Raw genomic sequence first — 21276 nt, forward strand, 5'->3', positions numbered from 1 at the left:
TCTGGGGGAGATCGGTTTCGAGGCAGGCTATAACCCAAGCACGCGCCCGGCGCACTTGAAAAATGCGCGCAATCAAGCCTTTCCTCCGGCTTTCCGGGAGGTGGCGTGGTGCCCCTGTGTGACGGTCAGACGATGGCGCTTGTGCCGAGCGGCGATTGGTCGAGAATTCTACGAACGGTCTTCAACCCCTCGGTCGAGATCGATCGTTCGCGGCCCTCGCTGAAGCCGATGCGGACATGGTGATAGACCCGCGACGAGCGGGCCGGCTTGAACTCGTCCTCGTCATCAATCAAGACATCGGCATCGAGCACGGCCTGCTTGAAGGTGCCGGACAGCCAGGGTTCGGGAAGCTTCAGCCAGAAGAAGGGCAGGCGCGGATGGGAGCGGAATTCCTTTCCGGCAAAGAGCTGGCGAACCACCGCCTCCCGTTCGCCAATCTCGCCCAAGACCTTGCTGCGGATTTCGCCGGCGGCCCCTGATAGCACAAGCCTGGCCGAGAGTTCGGCGAGCAGGAAGGGCAGGCCGCCGCTCACCATTTTCTGAGTGACGCGGACCCGCTGGCTCATATGCGGCGGGCAGGCGACCCAGCCGCCGCGCACACCGGCTGCGACCGACTTCGACAGGCCGTTGAGCAGGAAGGTGCGGTCGGGCGCGAGTTCGGCCAGAAGCGGAATGCGGTCGTCGATCATGCCGCCATAGAGATAGTCCTCGATCAGCCAGACGTTGTGCTTGCGGGCGATGTCGACAATCTCCTTGCGGCGGGAGAGCGGAATGGTGGCAAGCGTCGGATTCTGCCCCGACGACATGATGAAGGCGGCCTTGGGATGCTCGCGGGCGCAGACCCGCTCGAAATCCTCCGGCATGATGCCGTCCTGGTCCGAATCAACAAGTGCGATCTGGCGGCCCATCAGGTTGGCGCTGCGCGACACCTGAGAGTAGGTGAGGTGCTCGCAGACGATCCGGTCGCCGGCACCGCTTACGGCTGCGACGACGGCGTTGATGCCGGCATGCACGCCAAGCTGCGGCAGGACCTGCTCGGCATCGGGCTTCCAGTTGCCCGAGGACAGCCAATGGCGGCCCGCTTCCAGCCAATCAGGGGAAAGGGTGCGGGTGTAGCTTGAGATTTCGCCCGGATGTGATGTTGCAATCTCGGCCATGATGCGGCCGACGATCTCTGCCTGCCCCACATCAATCGCGGCAGTCGTGTCGAAGCGCAGCTTGCCGGGTGGTGGGGTGATGGCACGCGTGCCGCCGAAATTGAGGCTCACCGGATCGCGGGCCGGCAAGGTTCCGTCACCGCTGGACTGCACATAGGTGCCACGGCCCACTTCGCCCGTGACCAGGCCGCGCTCGCGCAACAAGGCGTATGCGCGCGATATTGTCCCGATTGTCACCCCAACGTCATAGGCCAGATCACGCTGCGGCGGCAGCTTTGCACCATGGGGCAGGGCGCCTGATTTGATGGCGCTTTCTGCCTCATCCGCAATGCGGATGTAGAGTGGACCTGTTCCGGTATCGAGAGTGGGAAGCCAATTTGTCATGATGACAATTCTATAGATTGTCACCGCAATGGAGTCAATTCATAGACTGCTTGCACGAATGGATACATCAGGAACAGCCGCCATGGTGACAATTGATACAATCGCGACCGATCATGCCGTTGAGGCTGTCGTGCCCGTGCGCGCGGACGGAGTGTTTTCGCTGAAAGGTGTCAGGGCAAGCCTCCAGCTCTGGTGGCGTCGTCGCAGGACGCGCGCTCATCTCTATCAGCTGACAGAGCTGGAGTTACGGGATGTCGGTCTGACGCCTGAGATGGCCGAGCGGGAAATCAGGAAGTCGAAGCTGCTTCTGCTGGATCGGCCTTTTCAGCCGCCGTTCTGATCAGCAGTCGTTCCGGCCATTTGCCCAGCGAACGACGTCCTGGCGGATCCGCGGTGCGATATCCTCGTTGAGAAGAGGGCCGAACGCGTCGAGGCGCGGGGGCTTGCCCTCAGCCTGGACCACGAGAACGGGACGGTCGTCGCGTGAACCCTTGCGAACCAGGAGGATCCGTGGGCGACCGGAGAAGGAGCTGAGTTCCGGCGACAACTGGTAGGTCTTGAACGCGGCATCTCCGGACTTGAACCAGCAGCGGTTCGCGGCGACGGCAACCTTTTCCATGATGTCGAGGGCCGATTGTCCGCTAGTGGGCAGCCTTGGCGCCTCTGGCTTGCAGGCGGCGAGGCCGGCTGCTGCAAGGAGTACGACGGAGAAGGCGAGGCGGCGCATGGGCGAACTTTCGGCTGATGGCCGCCTCTTCCTAAGGGTCCGTGGTTAAGCGAAGCTTACCTCAGGCCGCGATAACGTCCAGGGCCGAGGCAAAGATGCCGCGGCCATCATTGCCGCCATGCGCGGCTTCGATCAGGTTTTCCGGATGCGGCATCATGCCGAGCACATTGCCCTTGGCGTTGATGACACCGGCAATGTCGTTCATTGAGCCGTTCGGATTCGTGCCGTCTGCATAGCGGAAGACCACCTGGCCATTGCCTTCGATCGCCTTCAACGTTTCGGCGTCGGCGAAATAGTTGCCGTCGTGATGGGCGACCGGGCAGCGGATGATCTGGCCCTTGGCATAGGCGCGGGTGAAGTCAGTGTCGGCGTTGACGACCTCAAGCTTGATTTCCTTGCAGACGAATTTGAGCGAGGTGTTGCGCATCAGCGCGCCCGGCAGCATGCCCGCTTCGACCAGGATCTGGAAGCCGTTGCAGACGCCGATGACCTTGACGCCCTGTTCGGCCTTTTCCTTGATCGCCTGCATGACCGGCATCCGGGCTGCGATCGCGCCGCAGCGCAGGTAGTCACCATAGGAGAAGCCGCCGGGGATGACGATCAGGTCGACATCCGGGATCTCGGTCTCGGTCTGCCAGATGGTGACAGGCGCATGGCCAGATATCTTGGTAAGTGCTGCGATCATGTCGCGGTCACGGTTGAGGCCTGGGAGCTGGACGACGGCTGATTTCATGGCTGTGGCTCAAACCTTAGTTGGGCTTCCTGGAACTCGCGCAGTTCCAGGCGATTGTCGATCCGGTCTAACCGGCTTTCGAAGTGTCCGACTGTTGCGCGCAGGTTGTTCACGTCACCCTGCAGCGCATGCAATTGCGCGCGCATTGTCTGATTATCCGCGCGCAACTCGCTGATGGCGAAGTCGACCCTGTCAAGTTTCTGATGGAGCTTCTTCAGAAGCTCGAACATCAACTCGCTGGTGATCTCGGCCATCGTGCATCTCCTTCAACCCTCAGGCGATGGAGATAGTATAATTCTCGATAACCGTGTTGGCGAGCAGCTTCTCGCACATCGCCTTCAGGTCGCTCTCTACCTTGGCCTTGTCATCACCGGCAAGCTCGAGATCGAAGACCTTGCCCTGGCGGACCTGGCCGACGCCGTCGAAGCCGAGTGCGCCGAGCGCGCCTTCGATGGCCTTGCCCTGAGGGTCCAGAACGCCGTTCTTCAGGGTGACGGTGACGCGTGCCTTGATCACTGATCTCTTCTCCAAAGCTTACTTGACGAGAACCGGGCCAGTGCCGCGCACCGGTTCGTTTTCATTCATGATGCCGAGACGGCGGGCGACTTCCTGATAGGCCTCGAGCAGGCCGCCCATGTCGTGGCGGAAGCGGTCCTTGTCGAGCTTCTCGCGGGTCTCGATGTCCCAGAGGCGGCAGCTGTCCGGCGAGATTTCATCGGCGAGGATGATGCGCATCATGTCGCCTTCATAGAGGCGGCCGCATTCGATCTTGAAATCGACGAGCTGGATGCCGATGCCGAGGAAGAGGCCGGAGAGGAAGTCGTTGACGCGGATGGCGAGCGCCATGATGTCATCGAGTTCGGCGGGGTTTGCCCAGCCAAAGGCGGTGATGTGCTCTTCGGAGACCATGGGGTCGCCGAGCGCGTCAGACTTGTAGTAGAATTCGATGATCGAGCGCGGCAGGACGATGCCTTCCTCGATGCCGAGGCGGGTCGAGAGAGAGCCTGCGGCGACATTGCGCACGACGATCTCGAGCGGGATGATCTCGACTTCCTTGATCAGCTGCTCGCGCATGTTCATGCGGCGGATGAAGTGGGTCGGAATGCCGATCTTGTTCAGATGCGTGAAGACGTATTCAGAGATGCGGTTGTTCAGAACGCCTTTCCCGTCGATGACTTCATGCTTCTTCTTGTTGAATGCCGTGGCATCGTCCTTGAAGAACTGGATCAGCGTGCCGGGCTCGGGACCCTCATAGAGGATCTTTGCCTTGCCCTCGTAAACGCGGCGGCGACGGTTCATGGGTGGTTTTCTCTGTTGTTGGCATCCCGGCGCGAAAGCGCGGACGCAGTGGATCGGTATTTGAAGCGGTCCCTTAACGGAAAACCTCGGTTTTCACAATGCGCAGATCACCCCTTCCTGCCAAAACGTCGCGCCTTCAGGGACTCACCTGGAATCGCGGAAGTTTGCATTGCACTTTGTACTCCCTTTTGATTAATGGGGAAACCAAACCGCACAATGACGGCATAAAACGGGAGATCGATATGAGCGGCATCAGTGATCGCGAAAAGGCCTTCGAAAACAAGTTCGCCCACGACCAGGAACTGCGCTTCAAGGCAGAAGCTCGCCGCAACAAGCTTGTCGGTCTCTGGGCCGCCGGTCTGCTCGGCAAGGCTGATCCGGACGCCTATGCGAAAGAAGTGGTCGCTGCCGATTTCGAAGAGGCCGGTGACGAAGACGTGATCCGCAAGGTCAAGGCCGATCTGACCGCCGGTGGCGTGTCGATCACCGACGAGGAACTGCGCGCCAAGATGGTCGAATTCCTCGGCCAGGCCATCGAGCAGATCCAGAAGGCCTGAACGGGCGTTCTGTCTTGCCCTGATCCGATCCGCCCGGGCTCAGCCCTGGGCGGATTTTTTGTTTCTGAGGAGCTTCGAGGTGTCCTCGAAGCTGGTTGGCCAGGCCAAGCCATAGCCCTGCAGGACGTCGCAGCCGAGCCGGCAGAGGATGCGGGCATGCTCCTCGGTCTCGACCCCTTCTGCCGTGACCTTGATCCCGAGAGATCGAGCGATCTGGATGATCGACTTGACCAGGATCCGCTGCTCCTGGCTGTGTGGCACATCCTCAATCAGTTGCCGGTCGATTTTCAATGTCGTCGGTTTGAGATTGAGCAGGCCGACAATCGAGGCGTGGCCGGTTCCGAAGTCGTCGATTTCGACGTCGATTGCCAGACGCCGCAGCATGTCCAGATTGCTCATCACGGCGGCGTCCTGGCGGTCGAGGAACACGCTTTCCAGGAGTTCGAAGGAGACGGTCCCCGGCTTGATGTCGAGGTCCTGCAGGCCGCGGGCGAGGTCCGGATCGGTCAGTCGCCGGGCTGAGACGTTGACGGAGAGTTTCGGCGGAGCAATTCCCTCTGCGCGCCAGGCTTCGTGGTCCGCGAGTGCCTTTTCCAGGATTAGCCCGTCGATCTGGGCGAGTACCCCGTATTCCTCGGCAATGGTCAGAAATTTGTCCGGGCCAATGATGCCACGCGTCGGGTGGTTCCAGCGCGCCAGACACTCCGCGCCGACAACCGCACGGGTGCGTGCGTCGAACTGCAGCTGGTAATGGGGAAAGATCTCGTCGTTCTCAAGCGCGCGCAACAGCTCGCTGGAGAGGCGGCTCGCATCGGCGATCAGCGTGCGGCTTGCCGGTACGAAGAATTCATATCGGTTGCGGCCGAGATTCTTGGCCTTGTAGAGAGCGATGTCGGCGTTTTGCAGCAGCTGTTTCGGATCGATGTCGCGGGTCAGTGTGTGGGCAATCCCAACACTGGCGCCGAAGCGGCATTCCTGTCCGTTGTACCAGGCCGGCTGCCGCATTTGGGCGATGATGCGGCTGGCGATGGCTGCTAGCGCCGGGGTTGCGCCGTCGTGATCGATGAGGACGACGAATTCGTCGCCGCCGATTCGCGCTGCAAAGTCGGTGGCGCGGATGTTTTCCTTCAGGATCTTTGCCGCCAGCGTCAGCATGGCATCGCCGGCGCCGTGGCCGAGCGTATCGTTGATTTGCTTGAAGCGGTCGAGGTCGATGTGGAGAATGGCGATACCGGAGCCGAGACTGCCTTTGCCTGCGCGCCATTCCTCGAGCTTTTCCTCCAGGAAGCGCCTGTTCGGCAATCCGGTCAGATGGTCGTGCAGGGCGGCTTGTTCCGCTTCGATCCGGGTTCGCTCGAGCTCGGCATTACGCGCCTCGGCCAGTGTCTTCTGCTGCTCCAGTTCCCGTCTGAGACGCTGATCTTCCGTCACATCCCAGTTGACGCCGATCATCTTCAAACGGCCGTCGTGATCCATGTACGGGAGGCTGTTGGAGCGGATGTAGCGCGTGCTGCCATCCTTGGCGATGATCCGGTAGTTGTCGGTGAAAGGTTTCAGCTCCGCAATCTTCGTGGCCACATAGGCCATGGTGCGGGCACGGTCTTCCGGATGCAGCTTGCTCTCCCAGAAGCCACCGATCTGCACCTCGCAATCGGTCTCGACTTCGAAGATGCGGCGCATGCCCTCGTCCCACTCGCTGGTCCCTGCTTCGAAATCCGTTTCGAAGATACCGATGCCCGAAATGTCGATGGCGAGCTTCAATCGCCGAGAGAGGCTGTCCAGCCATTCTTCCTGCTGCTTGCGCGCGGTGATGTCTGTGTCCGTCCCGATGATCCGAAGCGGCTTTCCCTGCTCATCGCGCTCCACGCAGGCGCCGCGGCACTCGATCCAGACGTAGTGGCCGTCACGGTGCAGTTCCCGGTACTGGAAGACCGCATAATCCGGGTCGCCGGCGTTCTGCCGTTCGATGCAGTGGAGAACGCGTTCACGGTCCTGGGGATGGACGAGCTTCAACCATTCCTCTGTGGTCGGCGGGAAGGGGTCTTCCGGTCCCAGTCCCCGGATCTTGCGCCAGACTTCGGAGTAGTAGAGTTCGCCGGTGCTGCGCTGATCCCAGACGCCCGAGATCGAGCCGACAAGCGCGTGGTTCCAGCGGCTTTCCCGCTCCTGCACTTCGTGCAGCTTGCGGCGGAGATCCGTCACGTCCGTCAATTGCAACAGGGCCGATGCGTCTTTGGCGCGGGATGCCGTGTGGCCTGCCAGCGTCGCGATGAAGTGTCTCTGTTCGCGGCCGGGTGTCGAAATTTCGATGGTCGAGGGGGTGCCGTCCATCAGCCTTGCCAGTGCGAGCAGCAGTTTCGGGCCGTCTGCGCCCTGAAGATAGGCGGCGAGGTTCTCCCCTGTCTTGATCGAAGGTCCGAGAGCCTCCTGCAAGGGCTGGTTCATCGCTATGATCATGCCATCGGGAGCGAGCCAGACAGCCGGCCATGGAAGGCAGGAGATGTCGATTCCACCCGCGCCGGGAGTGGATACGGCGGCAGCTTTTGGGCGCAAAATCAGCTCCTCACTTCACAGGGTTGCAGCCGAGTCTATGAGCGCCTGCTTAAAAAGGGCTTAAACCTGTCCCCTGGAAATGGGTGTTAACGCCAAATTTGGACTTTCACCGATGCGCCGGTTCTGTCGCGTCAGGCCTGCAAGCGGCCCAGGAACTGCGCGAAGACCATCGTTCCCTCGGGCCAGGGCCCGTGACCGGATTCCGCATTGATGTGGCCGGATTCCCCAGCGTCGATCAGGAATGAGCCCCAGGCATTGGCGATATCCTCGGCATGGGCATACTCGCCGAACGGGTCGTTGCGGCTCGCGATCATGATCGAGGGGAAGGGCAGGGGCAGGCGCGGATAGGGCCCGAACGTCATGAGGTGCTTTGGGCGGATCTCCGGATTGGCGACATCCGGCGGGGCGACCAGAAAGGCGCCTGCGACCTTTTTCTTCATCTCCGGAACGGCATGCACGATGGCCGGCACGCCCAGGGAATGGCCAACCAGCACCACGGGTTTCGTGGCGGCGTTCACTTCCTCGGCGACGCGAGCGACCCAGTCCTCGCGCACGGGCTTGGACCATTCCGCCTGTTCGACGCGCCGCGCCGTCGACAGTTTCGCCTCCCAGCGGGACTGCCAGTGCTCGGGGCCGGAATTGGTGTAGCCGGGGACGATCAGGATTTCTGCTTCTGAGACCTTCATGGCCCCTATCTGCTGTCCCGCGCGGGCGGCGTCAAGATTTTGCGTTGATTGAAAGACCAGAAAATCGATGGCTTCTCTCTCTGTCATCCTGGCGGAAACCTGCTGGATCACGGGATCGTGCGTCAATACCCCTGACATTGAGATCGTTAGCTGATAAACTAATTAACTGTTCACGATGTCGCCCGCAGCGCGCCAGATGGCCATGCCGGACGCGACAGACGGCGCCCATTCGCGGCCGCTTCCGGCACCGATGGCGCCCACGCATTTCACTTTGCAGCTTACAGACCCTGTTGCTCGAGGAGGAAGTGAGAATGTCGACCTTTCATGTGATGACCGGTGCGACCGGTGCAATTGTCAGACCCGCGGTCCGCCAGATCGCCATTTCCGATGTCTTCGCCGCGCTGCGGGAAGGTTATGAGGATTTTCGCGAAAAGCCTTCCCATTATGCCTTCGTGGCGCTCATCTATCCGATTGTCGGCGCCATAATGATCGGATGGAGTGCGGGCGTTGAGCTCTTGCCCATGGTTTACCCGCTGCTCACGGGCTTTACCCTGGTCGGACCGCTTCTGGCGCTGGGCCTGATGGAGATCAGCCGGCGACGCGAACTCGGACAGCCGGCCGATTGGTCGAACGTGCTTGATCTCGTCAAATCACCGGCCCTTCCGGCGTTGCTTATGATGAGCATCTATCTGTTGACGCTCTTCATGGTCTGGCTTGTCGTGTCGCGCGGGCTCTATCTCACCCTGATCGGTGACTATCCGTCGCCTGGCGTCTTCGCCTTTGCGAGCGGCGTTTTCGATCACCCGAATGCGCTTACCTTCCTGTTCTGGAGCAATGCATTCGGCTTTGCGCTGGCGCTGATCGCGCTGGTCATCAGCATCGTCGCCTATCCGATGCTGCTCGATCGCGACTGCGGGGCGGCGGCGGCGGTTTCGACATCCGTGCGCGCCAGTCTCGCCAATCCGGTTCCTGTGGCCGTCTGGGGGCTGATGGTGGCGTGCCTGCTCGCCATCGGCATGGCAACCCTGATGGTGGGTCTGGTGATCATCGTTCCGGTGCTGGGCCACGCGTCCTGGCATTTCTATCGCCGGCTGGTGGCCTAAAGCATTTTCAGCCGAAGCCTAGCCGCTTCGGCGTTGGACAATGCGTAGAATCAAAAGCCTGGAACACTTCCGGTGATCCCCTGATCGCCGAAAGTGTTCTAGATCGTCGGCCACTATGGGCGGCTGAAGACATAGGCGGCGAGTGCCGCCAGCGACAGGACGAGAGGCAGGAGACGCTCGCCTCTCGTCCGTGCCTTGGTGAAGATCGCCAGCATCGCCGATGCCGCCAGAGCGGTCGCGAGCAGAAGCGTGCGAACCAGCGCACGGCTGCCATCCGTCTCGATGCCGGAGGGGTCGATCGTCGGATCAAGTCCCGGCATCCAGTCGTATCGGTCGCCGCTCAGCAGCAGAATGCCTGAGACGGCGATGACAGAGAGTGTCGAGAGAAAGAGGCGAGACGGGCTCGGCATGGATCAATCCTCTCCAATGAAAACGGGCGCGAATGTCTTCGCGCCCGTTGCGTGATGATCTGCCTGTGCGCTGGCTCTCAGCCGAAGACGCGGGCGAAGATCGTGTCGACATGCTTGGTATGATAACCGAGGTCGAATTTTTCGCGAATGTCCTCTTCCGAAAGGGCGGCACGCACCTCTTCGTCGGCCAGCAGCTCTTCCAGGAAGTCTGCACCCTTTTCCCAGACCTTCATGGCGTTGCGCTGCACGAGGCGATAGCTGTCCTCGCGCGATACGCCGGCCTGGGTCAGTGCCAGAAGGACGCGCTGGCTCATGACCAGGCCCTTGAACTTGTTCATGTTCTTCAACATGTTCTCGGGGTAGATCACGAGCTTTTCGATGACGCCCGCCAGACGGTTCAAGGCAAAGTCGAGGGTGATCGTCGTATCAGGGCCGATCGCGCGCTCGACGCTCGAATGGCTGATATCGCGCTCGTGCCAGAGGGCGACGTTTTCAAGCGCCGGCGTCACCGACATGCGCACCAGGCGGGCAAGGCCCGTCAGGTTCTCGGTCAGAACCGGGTTGCGCTTGTGCGGCATGGCGGACGAGCCCTTCTGGCCCGGCGAGAAGAATTCCTCCGCTTCCAGCACTTCCGTGCGCTGCATGTGGCGGATTTCGATCGCGACGTTTTCGATCGACGAGGCGATGACGCCGAGCGTGGCGAAGAACATGGCGTGACGGTCGCGCGGGATGACCTGCGTCGAAATCGGCTCCGGCACGAGGCCGAGCTTTGCGCAGACATGCTCTTCAACGCGCGGATCGATATTGGCGAAGGTGCCGACGGCGCCCGAGATCGCGCCGGTTGCGACTTCCGCACGGGCGTTGACGAGGCGGTCGCGGTTGCGGGCCATTTCGGCATAGAAGCGGGCGAAGGTCAGGCCCATGGTCGTCGGCTCGGCATGGATGCCATGGCTGCGGCCGATACGCACCGTATCCTTGTGTTCGAAGGCACGCGCCTTCAGGGCTGCCAGCACGCGGTCCATGTCGGCAAGCAGGATGTCGGCGGCGCGCACCAGCTGGATGTTGAGCGTCGTGTCGAGCACGTCGGACGAGGTCATGCCCTGGTGGACGAAGCGGCTGTCAGGGCCGATGAATTCGGCGAGATGCGTCAGGAAGGCGATGACGTCATGCTTGGTGACGGCTTCGATCTCATCGATGCGGGCGACGTCAAATTCTGCAGGGCCACCCTTTTCCCAGATGGTGCGGGCGGATTCCTTCGGGATCACGCCGAGATCGGCGAGCGCGTCGCAGGCATGGGCTTCGATCTCGAACCAGATGCGGAACTTGGTTTCGGGGGACCAGATGGCGACCATTTCCGGCCGGGAGTAACGCGGGATCATCGGGCTCGTCTTTCGTTGGACTTCACAAAAAGCTGGCCCCCCTTAGCAAAGTGGGGCGGCAAGCTCAACGGCTGCGACGGGCCATGAGAATGCTGAGCGCGAGAAGCAGGACAAGACCCATCGGCATCAGGTGGCGCAGACCAAGGACGGCGAACTGATAGAGCGCCGACGCGGTGGTGAAAATCTGCTGATAGACCCAGATCCGCGACGGAAAGGGCGCGTGCCAATGGGCGTAGAGTGTTCGATATTGCAGCGCATAGACACCGGCGATCGCGCCAACGCTGACGACACCGAGCAGCAGCAGCCAGGCCGCGAGAACGGCTTGCGGTTGCCCACGTCGGTTGAACAGGTAGATGAGAGGCAGCGCGACAAGCCAACCGAGCAAGCCACCGGCAGCATAAATCAGGGTCAGCGCCAGGTCATGGCTGCTGGTCGCGCGACCGAAGAGGTGTACCGAGAGCTGAAAGCTTGTTGCCATCGCCATCCCCCAGGCAAGGGACCCGCCTACCCAGACCGGCAGCGACGGCAGAGATCGGCCCAGCATCATGGCTTCACCGGGACGGCCAACCAGCGCAGATTGTTACCCTCGAAGCCGAGGGATGTCACCTGCACCATGACCATATGCGGTGCAGCTGAGCCGTAACCTCCCGTGACGACCCCGCCGATCGCATAGGCGCTTGGGCAGTTGCGGCTCTTCGGAATGGTTGCGTCGCGGTAGACCTCACGTCGAATGTCGGGTTTCGCGTCATCGGCCATCGAGAGTGCAAAGCCGCGAACCTCAACATCCATGCCGGCACAGAGCTCGTCACCTTTGGCATCGAATTCTTTAAGCGCGATCCGATACAGCCCCTCGGAAACATAGAAGCTCGGAAACACCTGGTAACGCAATTCGTGCCGATTTTCCGACAGCTCGCTGATCGGCGCGAGTGCCACCAGATGCCCCGGATCCTCGCCGATCTTGCGTGCATCGAGAATGGCTTTGGCCTGGTTAAGGCTCTGCCGTCGCGCCTCGCCGATCGAGGCGTCTTCCCGCTCGATCAGAACCCGGATCGGGGTGCCCGCGACGTATTTGTCCGTCTCCGTGTCGATCACCTGGATTTCGGCATAGGCGAAGCCGGAGCCATCCTGCTCGCCGAACTGCTCGAAGGCGAAGAGCCTGCCGTCAGGCGAAAAACCCAGGGGGCGCATCTCCGCCACGTCTCCGGCTGAGGCCGCAGAGGCCGTCAGAAACGCGATCGCGATGGCGGACAGCTGCAGTTTCAAGCCCGACCTCCCTCGGCTGCCTTTCGCAGAGTGTCGACCGTCTTGCGGTAGTCGTCAACGCCCTTGCCCTTGAAGATCGCGGAGCCTGCGACCAGCGCATTGGCTCCGGCTTTGGCGATTTCCGCAGCATTGTCGGCGGTGACGCCGCCATCGACTTCCAGGTCGATCGGGCGGTTGCCGATCAGGGCCTTAGTGCGCGCGATCTTGTCCGTCATTGCCGGAATATACTTTTGGCCGCCAAAGCCCGGATTGACGCTCATGATCAGGATCAGGTCGAGATCGTCCATCACATGCTCAAGCACCGAAAGCGGCGTGGCCGGGTTGATCGACACGCCGGCCTTCTTGCCGAGCGCCCGGATGGTCTGCAGCGAGCGATGCAGATGGGGTCCTGCTTCCGCATGCACCGTGATGATGTCGCAGCCGGCATCGGCGAAGGCGGCGAGATAGGGATCGGCCGGTGCGATCATCAGATGGCAGTCGAAGACCGCCTTGGTCCAGGGGCGCAGTGCCTTGATGACCGCCGGACCGAAGGAGATGTTCGGCACGAAATGGCCGTCCATCACGTCGAGATGCACCCATTCGGCGCCGGCCTCGACGACGTCGCGCACTTCCTCGCCAAGGCGGGAGAAGTCGGCGGCGAGAATGGAGGGCGAAATCAGGAGGGGGCGGGTCATCTGGGGCTCCTCGCAGGGCAGGATCAATATTCGGCGTCCGCATAGCACTGGCCACCGTGAGCGGCAACCATGCCTTCGGATGAGACATCACCGTTGCCACGCCGTTACGCCCTTGACGATTGCCGAGCCGCCCTTCATCCCTGCGAGATAAGCAAAGCAGTCTGGGAGGACGACATGGCCAAGTTCGCGATCATCACCGGCGGCAGTTCCGGCATTGGCCGGCACCTCGTCTCGGCCTTCGTGCGTGAAGGGTATGACGTCGCCTTCACCCATCTTTCCCAGCATGCTGCCGCGACCGAGGTCGAGGCCGAAGCGGCAGCACTCGGCGGTCGGGCGATCGGCCGGGAATGCGAGGTGGCCAACAGTGCTGCCATCGAGACCTTTCTCGACGAGGTGATCGCCTGGGCGGGACAGGTGCCCGATGTCCTGGTCAACAATGCCGGCATCCAGACCTGGGCCTCGATGCTCGAGCTCTCCGAGGAGCGCTGGGATGCCGTGATCAGCACCAATCTCAAGGGCACCTTCTTGAACACCCAGCGTGTCGCCCGCCGCATGGTCGAGGCGGGCAAGGGCGGCTCGATCATCAATCTCGGTTCCGGCTGCAACAAACACGCCTTCCCGAAGCTCGTCGACTATACCGCCTCCAAGGGCGGCATCGAGCAGCTGACCAAGGTGTCCGCCGTCGAGCTTGGGCCACACCAGATCCGGGTCAATTGCGTGGCGCCGGGCGCCATCGAGACGGCCCGCACCCAGGCCGAAGCGCCCGACTATGCCAAGACATGGGGTGATGTGACACCGCTGCGCCGTGTCGGCACGCCCGAGGATATCGCTGGTCCAATTCTCTTCCTTGCGGGGCCGCAATCGGCCTTTGTCACCGGCCAGACGATCTGGGTGGATGGCGGTGTCTTCAGCCAGGCCTTCTGGCCCTATCGCGACTGAGAGGGCTCTTTACTGCGTCCTTTCGGGAACGGCCACGAAGCGGCTGTCGCGCCATTCGAGCAGGAGGTAGGGATTTTCCGTCAGTTCGTGATCGTCTCCGAAGGCAATCGGGCCGATCGCGGTCTCGAAGGTGGTGCCGACCAGCGCATCGCTCATCGGCGTTCCCATGGCAGTTGAAATGCCCCAGGCATCCGCCAGGATGGTGACGGCGGCATGGGCCGGCAGGACATAACCTTCTGGCGCTATTCCGGCGGCAGTGAAGTCCGCGGTGATGCCCGCAGCTGATGGCCCCTCTGGTGTTTCGACGAGGCCGACTGCCAGAACCCCATCTTCCAGCAGAACGGGTTCGTCGGCGGCGCGCATGGCTTCGCCGCCAAGCAGCGTCAATGAGAGGCCTTCCGCCTTCGCATCGCGGGCGATGATCGACACGTCATTGCGGTCGCCGCCGACAAAGGCATGGGTGATGCCTGCGGTTTTCAGCCGCCGGACCAGCGTCAGCTGCTGTTCCTGGCCGGGGCGGAAGGTGTCGATGAATGCCGGCTTCAGGCCCTTTTCCTCTAGGCTGATCCGGATCGCTTCGGTCAGTTCGCGGCCACGGATCGTCCCGTCTTCGAGAAGAGCCACGGGCTCGCCTGCCCAGTCTCGCAGGATGATCTCGGATAGTCTGGCCGCCTCCTGGTCGCCATTGGGTGCGAGGCGGTAAAGCGGCCAGCCATCCTTGATCGCGTCTTCCATTACGCCTTTCCAGCGGACCGACAGGGTGAAGGCTGGAACACTGGCCTCGGCAAGGCCGGGCATGGCCTCTTTCAGGCTCTCGCTGCAGAGAAAGCCGATCGCCGCCTTGGCGCCTGCGGCCGTGACAGCATCGGCCACCGCCTTGCCGCTTCCTTCGCTGCAGCTCTCGTCGATTTCGACGATGGCGATCGACAGCTTGCCAGCCGCTAGCGCTGCTCCCTGCCGCATCTGGTCGCCGAGAATGGCATAGGGGCCGGTCTTCGGCGCCACGACGGCAAGTTTAAGCTCCGCCGCCGCACTCGGACCAGCGGCCAGCGCCAAGAGAAGAGGGATCGAGAGCCAGGATGTCAGCGGTCGGCTTTGTGTCATGACGCGATCCTAGCCGAAAGCGCAGGCGATTGGAATTGCAGGCTTTCCGGTCATTCGCCAGCCAATCGAACGAAATCGTGATGGCGTTGTGGAAAAGATAAGACCCGCGGCCCATATTGCGGTGTCTTGAGGGGCAGATACCAAGGGGAGACGTGAGTTTGAGCATGCAAGGTGTGGATCCGGTCGTCTATCGCGAGGCCATGAGCCGGTATGCGGGGCATGTGCAGATCGTGACGACGGAGTATGAGGGCATTCGACGCGGCGTGACCATCACCGCTGCCTGCTCGGTCTCCGACAGCCCGCCCATGGTGCTGGCCTGCCTCAACAACAGCAATCCGAACAATGCCGTGCTGTTCGAGAGCCCGCATTTCGTGCTGAACACGCTCGCCGCCCATCATCAGGATCTTGCCAATGCGTTTGCAGGCTTCGGCAAGCTGTCCTCCGAAGATCGTTTTGCGCTTGCCGAGTGGCAGGTGCTGCAAACCGGCTCGCCGGTGCTTTCCGATGCGATCGCAGCTTTCGACTGCGTCGTCACCGATCGCAAGGTGACGAGTACCCATACGGTGCTGTTCGGCGAAGTCCGGGCCGTGCATTTCGGTCAGCATGAGCCGTCGCTCATCTATCTGGACCGGGGCTATCGCACGCTATAGACTTCTTCCGAACATGGGAGGAGACATGGCAGAGACCTCGGGAAAGGCCCTGCCGGAGACGATCGATGGCATCATCGATCTGCTTGCGGCTGAGGATTATCTGGCGGCAAGGCCGCTCGCGACCGTTCTGTTTCTGGCGCTGAAGATGAAGCGACCGCTCTTCCTCGAGGGCGAGGCGGGGGTCGGCAAGACCGAAGTCGCCAAGGTGCTGGCCAAGGCGCTGGACCGGCCGTTGATCCGCCTGCAATGTTACGAAGGCCTCGATGTCGCCTCCGCCGTCTACGAGTGGAATTATCCGGCGCAGATGCTGGAGATCCGCATGGCCGAGGCATCGGGTGCGTCGGATCGCTCCAAGCTCGAACACGATATCTTTTCCGAACGCTATCTGATCCGCCGGCCCGTTCTTCAGGCCCTTCAAGGCGAAGCGGGCCGCGCGCCGGTCTTCCTGATCGACGAACTCGACCGGACCGACGAAGCCTTCGAGGCTTTCCTGCTGGAAGTGCTCTCTGACTTCCAGGTGACGATCCCCGAATTCGGAACGGTCAAGGCCGCCGAGCCACCGATTGTCATCGTCACCTCGAACCGCACCCGCGAGGTGCATGATGCCCTGAAGCGTCGCTGCCTCTATCACTGGGTCGATTATCCGGCAGCGCCTGAGGAACTGGCGATCATCCGCCGCAAGGTGAAGGGCTGCAACGAACAGCTCTCCCGGCAGGTCGTCGCCTATGTCCAGAAGCTCAGGACCATCGACCTGTTCAAGAACCCCGGCATTGCCGAAACCATTGACTGGGCAACGGCACTCACCGAGCTCGACCGCCTGGCGCTCGATCCCGAGACGATTGCCGACACGCTGGGCACGCTGTTGAAATACCAGGAGGACATTGCCCGTATCCAGGGCAGCGAAGGCGATAAGCTGCTTTCGGAGGTCAAGGCCGAACTCCTGGCGAAGGCCGGCTGAAATGGAGAGCTTCGGGCCGCATGCTGCCAGCGGACGCGACGGCATCGTGGTGCCGCCGCCGGTGCAGGGTCACGGGCGGCTCGCGGACAACATCGTGCATTTCGCCCGGGTCCTGCGCAAGGCGGGTCTCAAGCCCGGGCCCGGTGCCGTGATCGACGCCATCGAGGCTATCGACGCTATCGGCATCGGCTCGCGCGTCGAATTTCACGCGGCGCTTTCCGCCATCTTCGTCAAGCGCCATGAAGACCAGCCTGTCTTCGACGAGGCCTTTTCGATCTTCTGGCGCTCGCGGGATCTCGTCGGCAAGATGATCGCGCTGATGTCGCCGGTGGCGGCAATCGGGGAACGGCAGAAGCCGAAGGCGGGCGGTGCGCGCGTCAGCGATGCGCTGTTTGCCGACCGCAAACGCGAGCCGAAGCCACGCGACGAGCCGGATGTCGAAGTCGATGCCCGGCTCACGGTTTCGGGTCAGGAGGTGTTTCGTCGGCTTGATTTCGGCCAGATGACGGCCAGCGAGTTGAAGGAGGCACGCCGCGCCATCGAGCGCCTCGCCATGCCGCTCGATCTTGTTCAAACGCGCCGCTACCGGATGTCGCCGCGGGGGCGGACCATCGATCCGCGTGCCAGCATGCGTCAGTCGCTGCGAACCGGTGGCGACCTCATGCTGCCGAAGTTTCGCCAGCGCCGGCAACAGCCGCCACCGCTCGTCATCCTCGCCGATATTTCCGGCTCGATGAGCCAGTATACCCGCATCTTCCTGCATTTCCTGCATGTTTTGACGGAGCGCCGCCGCCGGGTGCACACCTTCCTCTTCGGCACGAGGCTCACCAATGTCACGCGCCAGCTTCGCCATCGCGATCCCGACGAGGCGATTGCCCAGTGTACCGATGCCGTCGCCGACTGGTCGGGCGGCACCCGGATCGGCGAGACACTGAAGCTTTTCAACCGGTATTGGGGCCGGCGCGTGCTCGGGCAGGGCGCCGTGGTGCTGCTGATCACCGACGGGCTGGAACGCGATGAGGTCGAGTTGCTTTCGCGCGAGACCGACCGTTTGCATCGCTCCTGCCGGCGACTGGTCTGGCTCAATCCGCTCTTGCGCTTTGCCGGTTTTGAGGCGCGTGCGCGGGGTGTTCGGGCCATGCTGCCGCATGTTGACGAACTCAGGTCCGTGCACAATCTGGAAGCCCTGTCGGATCTGGTGCAATCTCTCTCCGGCGCTCCGGATCGGGATTGTGATCCCAAGCGTTATCTCAGGTCTCAAAGGAGCCTGTCATGAACAGCGAAACGTCCGCCCGCGACCCCCTGGTGATTGCCGAGGCCTGGCATGCCGCAGGGCGATCGGTGGCCATTGCGACCGTCATCGAAACCTGGGGCTCGGCGCCGCGTCCGGTCGGCAGTCATCTTGTCATCGACGGCGAGGGCAATTTCGAGGGCTCGGTCTCCGGCGGCTGTGTCGAGGGGGCTGTGATCACCGAAGCGCTCGACGTCATCGAAAGCGGCAAGGCCAAGATGCTCGAATTCGGGGTTGCCGACGAGACCGCCTGGCGGGTGGGCCTCTCCTGTGGTGGGCGTATCCGTGTCCATGTCGAAAGGCTCGGCTGATGGATGTTGCCACGCTTGCAGCACTTAATGCCGCCAAACGCGATCGTCGCGGGGCAGTGCTGGTGAGTGACCTCGCCGCCGGGACATCGCACCTGGTGACCGAGGATCAGGTTGTCGCGGATGCACTCGGTGACGAAATCCGCGTGCGGCTTCTCTCCGGCAAGTCGGGGATCGTCGATGTCGAGGGCAAGAGCCTGTTTCTCAATGTGCATCTGCCGCCGCCGAGGATCGTGGTGATTGGCGCTGTCCACATCAGCCAGGCGCTGGCTCCTATGGCGGCGCTATCAGGCTTTGCGGTGACGATCATCGATCCGCGCACGGCCTTTGCCACGCCGGAGCGTTTTGCCGGCATTGATCTGCGCGCAGACTGGCCGGACGACGTCTTTGTTACCACGCCGCTCGATCGCTACAGCGCCCTCGTTGCCGTCACCCATGATCCGAAGATCGACGATCCCGGTCTGATCGCTGCCCTGGGAGCGGGCTGCTTCTATGTCGGCGCGCTCGGGTCGCGCAAGACACATGCAAAGCGTGTCGAACGGCTAACGTCGCTGGGTTTTGGTCCGTCCGCCATCGACAGCATTCGCGCGCCTATCGGCCTTGATATCGGGGCGGCAACCCCGGCGGAGATCGCGGTTGCCATTCTTGCTGAGATCATCCAGTCGCTGCGCCACCGCAGCCTGTCAGGTTCAGGCACATCCGCCGAGGCCGCGTCGTGAAGTTCGGACCGGTTGAGATCAGCGAGGCGGAGGGCACGATCCTCGCGCATTCCCAGCCACTCGCCTCCGGCAAGCTGCCGAAAGGCCATCGGCTTGAGCATGCCGATCTCGTCCGCCTTAGGGAGGCCGGCATTGCAACGGTGATTGCCTGCCGGCTTGAGCCTGGCGATCTTGCCGAGGACGAGGCCGCGGAGATCCTGTCCTCTGCCATTGCGCTGCAGGGGCTTTCCCGCAGTCCGGCCTCGACCGGCCGGGTGAATTTCTATGCCAGCGAAAATGGGTTGTTCCTCGCAGACAAGTCGCTGGTCGATCGTTTCAACAGTGTCGATCCCGCCATAACGCTTGCCTGCCTCTCAGACCGATCCGACGTGCGCGCCGGCGATCTGGTCGCAACGATCAAGATCATCCCGCTGGCGGTTGCCGGTCACAGCGTCGAGGCCGCTGCCGCGATCCTAACTGAAGGTTCGGCATTCCGAGTTGCAGGCTATCAGCCCCGTCGCGTCCATCTGATTGCCACGCAGCTGCCATCGCTGAAAACCTCGGTCATGGACAAGACCGCTAGAGTGCTTGAGGCGCGACTTGCCGCCTCGCAGAGCCGGATCGTCTCGGAAGATCGGGTGGCGCATCGGGCCGAGGCGGTGGCGGACGCCATCAAGGCGGCACTCGCTGAAGACAAGGCGGAAGCCGGTCAGCCGCCGCTCGTCATCGTCTTCGGTGCGTCCGCCGTTGCCGATGCCGATGATGTCATTCCCTCCGCCATCCGCCTTGCCGGTGGCGTGGTCGATCAGGTTGGTCTGCCTGTCGATCCCGGCAATCTCCTTGTTCTCGGGCATGTCGGTGATGTCGAGATCATCGGGGCGCCCGGCTGTGCCCGCTCGCCGAAGGAAAACGGCTTTGATTGGGTGCTGAACCGGATCCTCGCCGGTCATCCGCCGAATCGGACCGAAATGACAGGCTGGGGCGTCGGTGGTCTCTTGATGGAGATCCCCAGCCGTCCGCTGCCGCGGCTGGCCGCGACCGCAGACGCCGACCCGGCCGCCCTGGGGTTGGTGGTGCTCGCTGCGGGTCGTGCAAGCCGGATGGGTGAGGGCGGTCGGCACAAACTGCTGGCGGAGTTCGACGGCGAAGCGCTTGTCAGGCGGTCGGTGCGTCAGGCGGTGGAGGCTGATGTTGGCCCCGTCACCGTCGTTACCGGTCATCGCAGCGACGAAGTCGCGGACGCCCTTTCTGGTCTCAAGGCCACGGTTTTCGAAAACCCGGACTTTGCCAGCGGCATGGCGAGTTCTCTGAAGGCCGGTCTGGCGGCGATCGAAGCCAAGGGACTTCCGGGCATGATGGTGTTGCTCGCCGATATGCCGAACGTCTCCGCCGCCGACATCGTGGCGCTCGCCCGCGCCTATGCCAAATCGGGTGGCAAAGCGATCGTGCGCGCCGTGTCCGATGGTCAGCGCGGCAATCCGGTCATTCTGCCAGCGGCAACCTTCGAAGCCTTGAAGGCGCTTGAAGGCGATATCGGCGCCCGGCCGGTGATCGAAAGTTCGGGGCTTGCCGTGATCGATGTCGAAATCGGTCCAGCCGCGCGTCTTGATGTCGATACGCCCGAGGCTATCCTTGCGGCAGGCGGCATTCTGAGGGGCTGACAATGGACAATGCGGCGATCGAGGAGATGTTTGAGGCGGTCGGGCCGGTGACGATCCGCCGGATGTTCGGCGGCAAGGGCATCTATGCCCGTGGTATCATCTTTGCGCTCGAGCTGCGCGGGGAACTGATGCTGAAGGGCGATGAGGAGAGTGCGCCTCTGCTGGAAGAGGCCGGAGCGATCCGCTGGCGCTACGAGGGCAAGAGCGGAAAACCCGTCGCCATGCCCGACTGGACGATCCCTGACGAGGCGCTCGATGATCCCGACCTGATGGCGAAATGGGCGCGGATCGCGCTCGATGCCGCGATGAGGGTTACTGAGCGTGAGGCGCTCAGCGCAAATAGGTCAGGACAGTCTGCGTGAAGACCGACAGCGGCTGCGGCAGATCGTCGAGGTCGAACCAGCCGATATCGGACAGCTTGTCGGGCTCGGTCAATTGCGGCTCGCCGATCGTGTCGTCGGTGACGTAGAGCAGCGAGGCCCAGTGCTGGCGATCCGCTTCGATCAACTGCTCGGTCACGCCCAGATAGCGGATCGCACCGATCGAAAGCCCCGTTTCTTCCTCGGCCTCGCGGCGTGCGGCCAGTTCCGCCGGCTCCATATGGTCGACCTTGCCGCCGACGATGTTCCAGTGACCGGCTTCCGGTGCCTTCATGCGCCTGCATAAAAGCAGTTTGCCATCCCGAAGGATGGCAAGACCGACCCCGAGACCGGGGAAATCAAGACCGGGCTGACCCACGGGG

At 62.4% G+C, this 21276-nt stretch carries 26 protein-coding genes; 11 read left to right on the forward strand and 15 right to left on the reverse strand.

The features are described from left to right. Positions 1–125: 125 nt before the first annotated feature. On the reverse strand, positions 126–1541 hold the full coding sequence (locus tag AC1PUL_RS06650; protein WP_480467362.1) for an aminotransferase-like domain-containing protein: 1416 nt from the start codon (positions 1539–1541) through the stop codon (positions 126–128). 82 nt (positions 1542–1623) lie between these two features. Between AC1PUL_RS06650 and AC1PUL_RS06655 the strand changes: the two genes are divergently transcribed. Further along, on the forward strand, positions 1624–1881 hold the full coding sequence (locus AC1PUL_RS06655) for a DUF1127 domain-containing protein (RefSeq protein WP_480467363.1): 258 nt from the start codon (positions 1624–1626) through the stop codon (positions 1879–1881). On the opposite strand, the gene AC1PUL_RS06660 is transcribed toward AC1PUL_RS06655, so the two are convergent. The 5 genes from AC1PUL_RS06660 to purC form a co-directional block, all read right to left on the reverse strand. Further along, complete coding sequence (locus AC1PUL_RS06660; RefSeq protein ID WP_480467364.1) at positions 1882–2268, reverse strand: hypothetical protein; 387 nt, start codon at positions 2266–2268, stop codon at positions 1882–1884. Between the two features lie 61 nt (positions 2269–2329). After that, positions 2330–3001 carry a phosphoribosylformylglycinamidine synthase subunit PurQ gene (gene purQ / locus AC1PUL_RS06665; protein ID WP_480467366.1) on the reverse strand — a complete coding sequence of 224 codons (672 nt, stop codon included), beginning with the start codon at positions 2999–3001 and terminating at the stop codon, positions 2330–2332. Next, a complete protein-coding gene (locus tag AC1PUL_RS06670) occupies positions 2998–3255 on the reverse strand; it encodes a hypothetical protein (RefSeq protein ID WP_480467368.1) in 258 nt (85 codons plus the stop codon). Before AC1PUL_RS06670 ends, purQ begins: the two co-directional genes overlap by 4 nt. Before the next feature lie 19 nt (positions 3256–3274). Next, on the reverse strand, positions 3275–3517 hold the full coding sequence (gene purS, locus AC1PUL_RS06675; RefSeq protein WP_480467370.1) for a phosphoribosylformylglycinamidine synthase subunit PurS: 243 nt from the start codon (positions 3515–3517) through the stop codon (positions 3275–3277). 18 nt (positions 3518–3535) lie between these two features. Further along, positions 3536–4300 (reverse strand): phosphoribosylaminoimidazolesuccinocarboxamide synthase, encoded by a 765-nt coding sequence (gene purC, locus AC1PUL_RS06680; RefSeq protein WP_185809797.1) that lies wholly within the window; start codon positions 4298–4300, stop codon positions 3536–3538. Between the two features lie 242 nt (positions 4301–4542). Here purC and AC1PUL_RS06685 point away from each other — a divergent pair, with 242 nt between their 5' ends. After that, complete coding sequence (locus tag AC1PUL_RS06685; protein WP_480467373.1) at positions 4543–4857, forward strand: DUF1476 domain-containing protein; 315 nt, start codon at positions 4543–4545, stop codon at positions 4855–4857. Between the two features lie 39 nt (positions 4858–4896). Here the strand turns inward: AC1PUL_RS06685 and AC1PUL_RS06690 are convergent, their stop codons facing one another. Both AC1PUL_RS06690 and AC1PUL_RS06695 read right to left on the reverse strand, forming a co-directional pair. Beyond that, the gene (locus tag AC1PUL_RS06690) at positions 4897–7410 is read right to left on the reverse strand and encodes an EAL domain-containing protein (protein ID WP_480467374.1); all 2514 of its coding nucleotides are present in this window, start codon (positions 7408–7410) and stop codon (positions 4897–4899) included. Between the two features lie 131 nt (positions 7411–7541). Continuing rightward, positions 7542–8096 carry an RBBP9/YdeN family alpha/beta hydrolase gene (locus AC1PUL_RS06695; RefSeq protein ID WP_298467830.1) on the reverse strand — a complete coding sequence of 185 codons (555 nt, stop codon included), beginning with the start codon at positions 8094–8096 and terminating at the stop codon, positions 7542–7544. Positions 8097–8407: 311 nt separating this feature from the next. Here AC1PUL_RS06695 and AC1PUL_RS06700 point away from each other — a divergent pair, with 311 nt between their 5' ends. Continuing rightward, complete coding sequence (locus tag AC1PUL_RS06700; protein ID WP_480467375.1) at positions 8408–9199, forward strand: DUF2189 domain-containing protein; 792 nt, start codon at positions 8408–8410, stop codon at positions 9197–9199. A 113-nt stretch (positions 9200–9312) separates the two neighbouring features. Here the strand turns inward: AC1PUL_RS06700 and AC1PUL_RS06705 are convergent, their stop codons facing one another. The 5 genes from AC1PUL_RS06705 to rpe form a co-directional block, all read right to left on the reverse strand. Further along, positions 9313–9609 carry a hypothetical protein gene (locus tag AC1PUL_RS06705; RefSeq protein WP_298467826.1) on the reverse strand — a complete coding sequence of 99 codons (297 nt, stop codon included), beginning with the start codon at positions 9607–9609 and terminating at the stop codon, positions 9313–9315. 77 nt (positions 9610–9686) lie between these two features. Then, positions 9687–10988 carry an adenylosuccinate lyase gene (gene purB, locus AC1PUL_RS06710; RefSeq protein WP_480467377.1) on the reverse strand — a complete coding sequence of 434 codons (1302 nt, stop codon included), beginning with the start codon at positions 10986–10988 and terminating at the stop codon, positions 9687–9689. A gap of 64 nt (positions 10989–11052) precedes the next feature. After that, a complete protein-coding gene (locus AC1PUL_RS06715) occupies positions 11053–11466 on the reverse strand; it encodes a hypothetical protein (protein ID WP_480467378.1) in 414 nt (137 codons plus the stop codon). 65 nt (positions 11467–11531) lie between these two features. Further along, the gene (locus AC1PUL_RS06720; protein ID WP_480467380.1) at positions 11532–12251 is read right to left on the reverse strand and encodes a DUF2259 domain-containing protein; all 720 of its coding nucleotides are present in this window, start codon (positions 12249–12251) and stop codon (positions 11532–11534) included. Beyond that, complete coding sequence (gene rpe / locus AC1PUL_RS06725; RefSeq protein WP_480467382.1) at positions 12248–12925, reverse strand: ribulose-phosphate 3-epimerase; 678 nt, start codon at positions 12923–12925, stop codon at positions 12248–12250. Before rpe ends, AC1PUL_RS06720 begins: the two co-directional genes overlap by 4 nt. 174 nt (positions 12926–13099) lie before the next feature. Here rpe and AC1PUL_RS06730 point away from each other — a divergent pair, with 174 nt between their 5' ends. Next, positions 13100–13864, forward strand: coding sequence for an SDR family NAD(P)-dependent oxidoreductase (locus tag AC1PUL_RS06730; protein ID WP_480467384.1), 765 nt, complete (start codon positions 13100–13102; stop codon positions 13862–13864). Positions 13865–13873: 9 nt separating this feature from the next. On the opposite strand, the gene AC1PUL_RS06735 is transcribed toward AC1PUL_RS06730, so the two are convergent. Continuing rightward, positions 13874–14950, reverse strand: coding sequence for a branched-chain amino acid ABC transporter substrate-binding protein (locus tag AC1PUL_RS06735; protein WP_480468520.1), 1077 nt, complete (start codon positions 14948–14950; stop codon positions 13874–13876). A 182-nt stretch (positions 14951–15132) separates the two neighbouring features. Between AC1PUL_RS06735 and AC1PUL_RS06740 the strand changes: the two genes are divergently transcribed. The 7 genes from AC1PUL_RS06740 to AC1PUL_RS06770 are packed head-to-tail and all read left to right on the forward strand — an operon-like array spanning position 15133 to position 20896. Next, positions 15133–15618 carry a flavin reductase gene (locus AC1PUL_RS06740; protein WP_480468521.1) on the forward strand — a complete coding sequence of 162 codons (486 nt, stop codon included), beginning with the start codon at positions 15133–15135 and terminating at the stop codon, positions 15616–15618. Between the two features lie 25 nt (positions 15619–15643). Next, positions 15644–16576 carry an AAA family ATPase gene (locus tag AC1PUL_RS06745; RefSeq protein ID WP_298467809.1) on the forward strand — a complete coding sequence of 311 codons (933 nt, stop codon included), beginning with the start codon at positions 15644–15646 and terminating at the stop codon, positions 16574–16576. Between the two features lies 1 nt (position 16577). Then, positions 16578–17852 carry a vWA domain-containing protein gene (locus AC1PUL_RS06750; RefSeq protein WP_480467385.1) on the forward strand — a complete coding sequence of 425 codons (1275 nt, stop codon included), beginning with the start codon at positions 16578–16580 and terminating at the stop codon, positions 17850–17852. Next, complete coding sequence (locus AC1PUL_RS06755) at positions 17849–18178, forward strand: XdhC family protein (RefSeq protein ID WP_298467802.1); 330 nt, start codon at positions 17849–17851, stop codon at positions 18176–18178. The genes AC1PUL_RS06750 and AC1PUL_RS06755 overlap by 4 nt, the downstream gene beginning before the upstream one ends. Beyond that, entirely contained in the window at positions 18178–18894 is a 717-nt protein-coding gene (locus AC1PUL_RS06760; RefSeq protein WP_480467387.1) for an XdhC family protein, read from the forward strand. The genes AC1PUL_RS06755 and AC1PUL_RS06760 overlap by 1 nt, the downstream gene beginning before the upstream one ends. Beyond that, on the forward strand, positions 18891–20534 hold the full coding sequence (locus AC1PUL_RS06765) for an NTP transferase domain-containing protein (RefSeq protein ID WP_480467389.1): 1644 nt from the start codon (positions 18891–18893) through the stop codon (positions 20532–20534). The genes AC1PUL_RS06760 and AC1PUL_RS06765 overlap by 4 nt, the downstream gene beginning before the upstream one ends. A 2-nt stretch (positions 20535–20536) precedes the next feature. Beyond that, positions 20537–20896 carry a TfoX/Sxy family protein gene (locus AC1PUL_RS06770; protein WP_480467390.1) on the forward strand — a complete coding sequence of 120 codons (360 nt, stop codon included), beginning with the start codon at positions 20537–20539 and terminating at the stop codon, positions 20894–20896. Here the strand turns inward: AC1PUL_RS06770 and AC1PUL_RS06775 are convergent. After that, positions 20865–21272 carry an NUDIX domain-containing protein gene (locus AC1PUL_RS06775; protein WP_480467392.1) on the reverse strand — a complete coding sequence of 136 codons (408 nt, stop codon included), beginning with the start codon at positions 21270–21272 and terminating at the stop codon, positions 20865–20867. The genes AC1PUL_RS06770 and AC1PUL_RS06775 overlap by 32 nt on opposite strands. Positions 21273–21276 lie beyond the last annotated feature (4 nt).

The organism is Rhizobium sp. P43 (assembly GCF_056730705.1).

Coding starts and splice junctions, on each gene's coding strand:
- AC1PUL_RS06650 (WP_480467362.1), bottom strand. CDS start 1,541: ATGACAAATTGGCTTCCCACTCTCGATACCGGAACAGGTCCACTCTAC.
- AC1PUL_RS06655 (WP_480467363.1), top strand. CDS start 1,624: ATGGTGACAATTGATACAATCGCGACCGATCATGCCGTTGAGGCTGTC.
- AC1PUL_RS06660 (WP_480467364.1), bottom strand. CDS start 2,268: ATGCGCCGCCTCGCCTTCTCCGTCGTACTCCTTGCAGCAGCCGGCCTC.
- purQ (WP_480467366.1), bottom strand. CDS start 3,001: ATGAAATCAGCCGTCGTCCAGCTCCCAGGCCTCAACCGTGACCGCGAC.
- AC1PUL_RS06670 (WP_480467368.1), bottom strand. CDS start 3,255: ATGGCCGAGATCACCAGCGAGTTGATGTTCGAGCTTCTGAAGAAGCTC.
- purC (WP_185809797.1), bottom strand. CDS start 4,300: ATGAACCGTCGCCGCCGCGTTTACGAGGGCAAGGCAAAGATCCTCTAT.
- AC1PUL_RS06685 (WP_480467373.1), top strand. CDS start 4,543: ATGAGCGGCATCAGTGATCGCGAAAAGGCCTTCGAAAACAAGTTCGCC.
- AC1PUL_RS06695 (WP_298467830.1), bottom strand. CDS start 8,096: ATGAAGGTCTCAGAAGCAGAAATCCTGATCGTCCCCGGCTACACCAAT.
- AC1PUL_RS06700 (WP_480467375.1), top strand. CDS start 8,408: ATGTCGACCTTTCATGTGATGACCGGTGCGACCGGTGCAATTGTCAGA.
- AC1PUL_RS06705 (WP_298467826.1), bottom strand. CDS start 9,609: ATGCCGAGCCCGTCTCGCCTCTTTCTCTCGACACTCTCTGTCATCGCC.
- purB (WP_480467377.1), bottom strand. CDS start 10,988: ATGATCCCGCGTTACTCCCGGCCGGAAATGGTCGCCATCTGGTCCCCC.
- AC1PUL_RS06715 (WP_480467378.1), bottom strand. CDS start 11,466: ATGGCAACAAGCTTTCAGCTCTCGGTACACCTCTTCGGTCGCGCGACC.
- rpe (WP_480467382.1), bottom strand. CDS start 12,925: ATGACCCGCCCCCTCCTGATTTCGCCCTCCATTCTCGCCGCCGACTTC.
- AC1PUL_RS06730 (WP_480467384.1), top strand. CDS start 13,100: ATGGCCAAGTTCGCGATCATCACCGGCGGCAGTTCCGGCATTGGCCGG.
- AC1PUL_RS06740 (WP_480468521.1), top strand. CDS start 15,133: ATGCAAGGTGTGGATCCGGTCGTCTATCGCGAGGCCATGAGCCGGTAT.
- AC1PUL_RS06745 (WP_298467809.1), top strand. CDS start 15,644: ATGGCAGAGACCTCGGGAAAGGCCCTGCCGGAGACGATCGATGGCATC.
- AC1PUL_RS06750 (WP_480467385.1), top strand. CDS start 16,578: ATGGAGAGCTTCGGGCCGCATGCTGCCAGCGGACGCGACGGCATCGTG.
- AC1PUL_RS06755 (WP_298467802.1), top strand. CDS start 17,849: ATGAACAGCGAAACGTCCGCCCGCGACCCCCTGGTGATTGCCGAGGCC.
- AC1PUL_RS06760 (WP_480467387.1), top strand. CDS start 18,178: ATGGATGTTGCCACGCTTGCAGCACTTAATGCCGCCAAACGCGATCGT.
- AC1PUL_RS06770 (WP_480467390.1), top strand. CDS start 20,537: ATGGACAATGCGGCGATCGAGGAGATGTTTGAGGCGGTCGGGCCGGTG.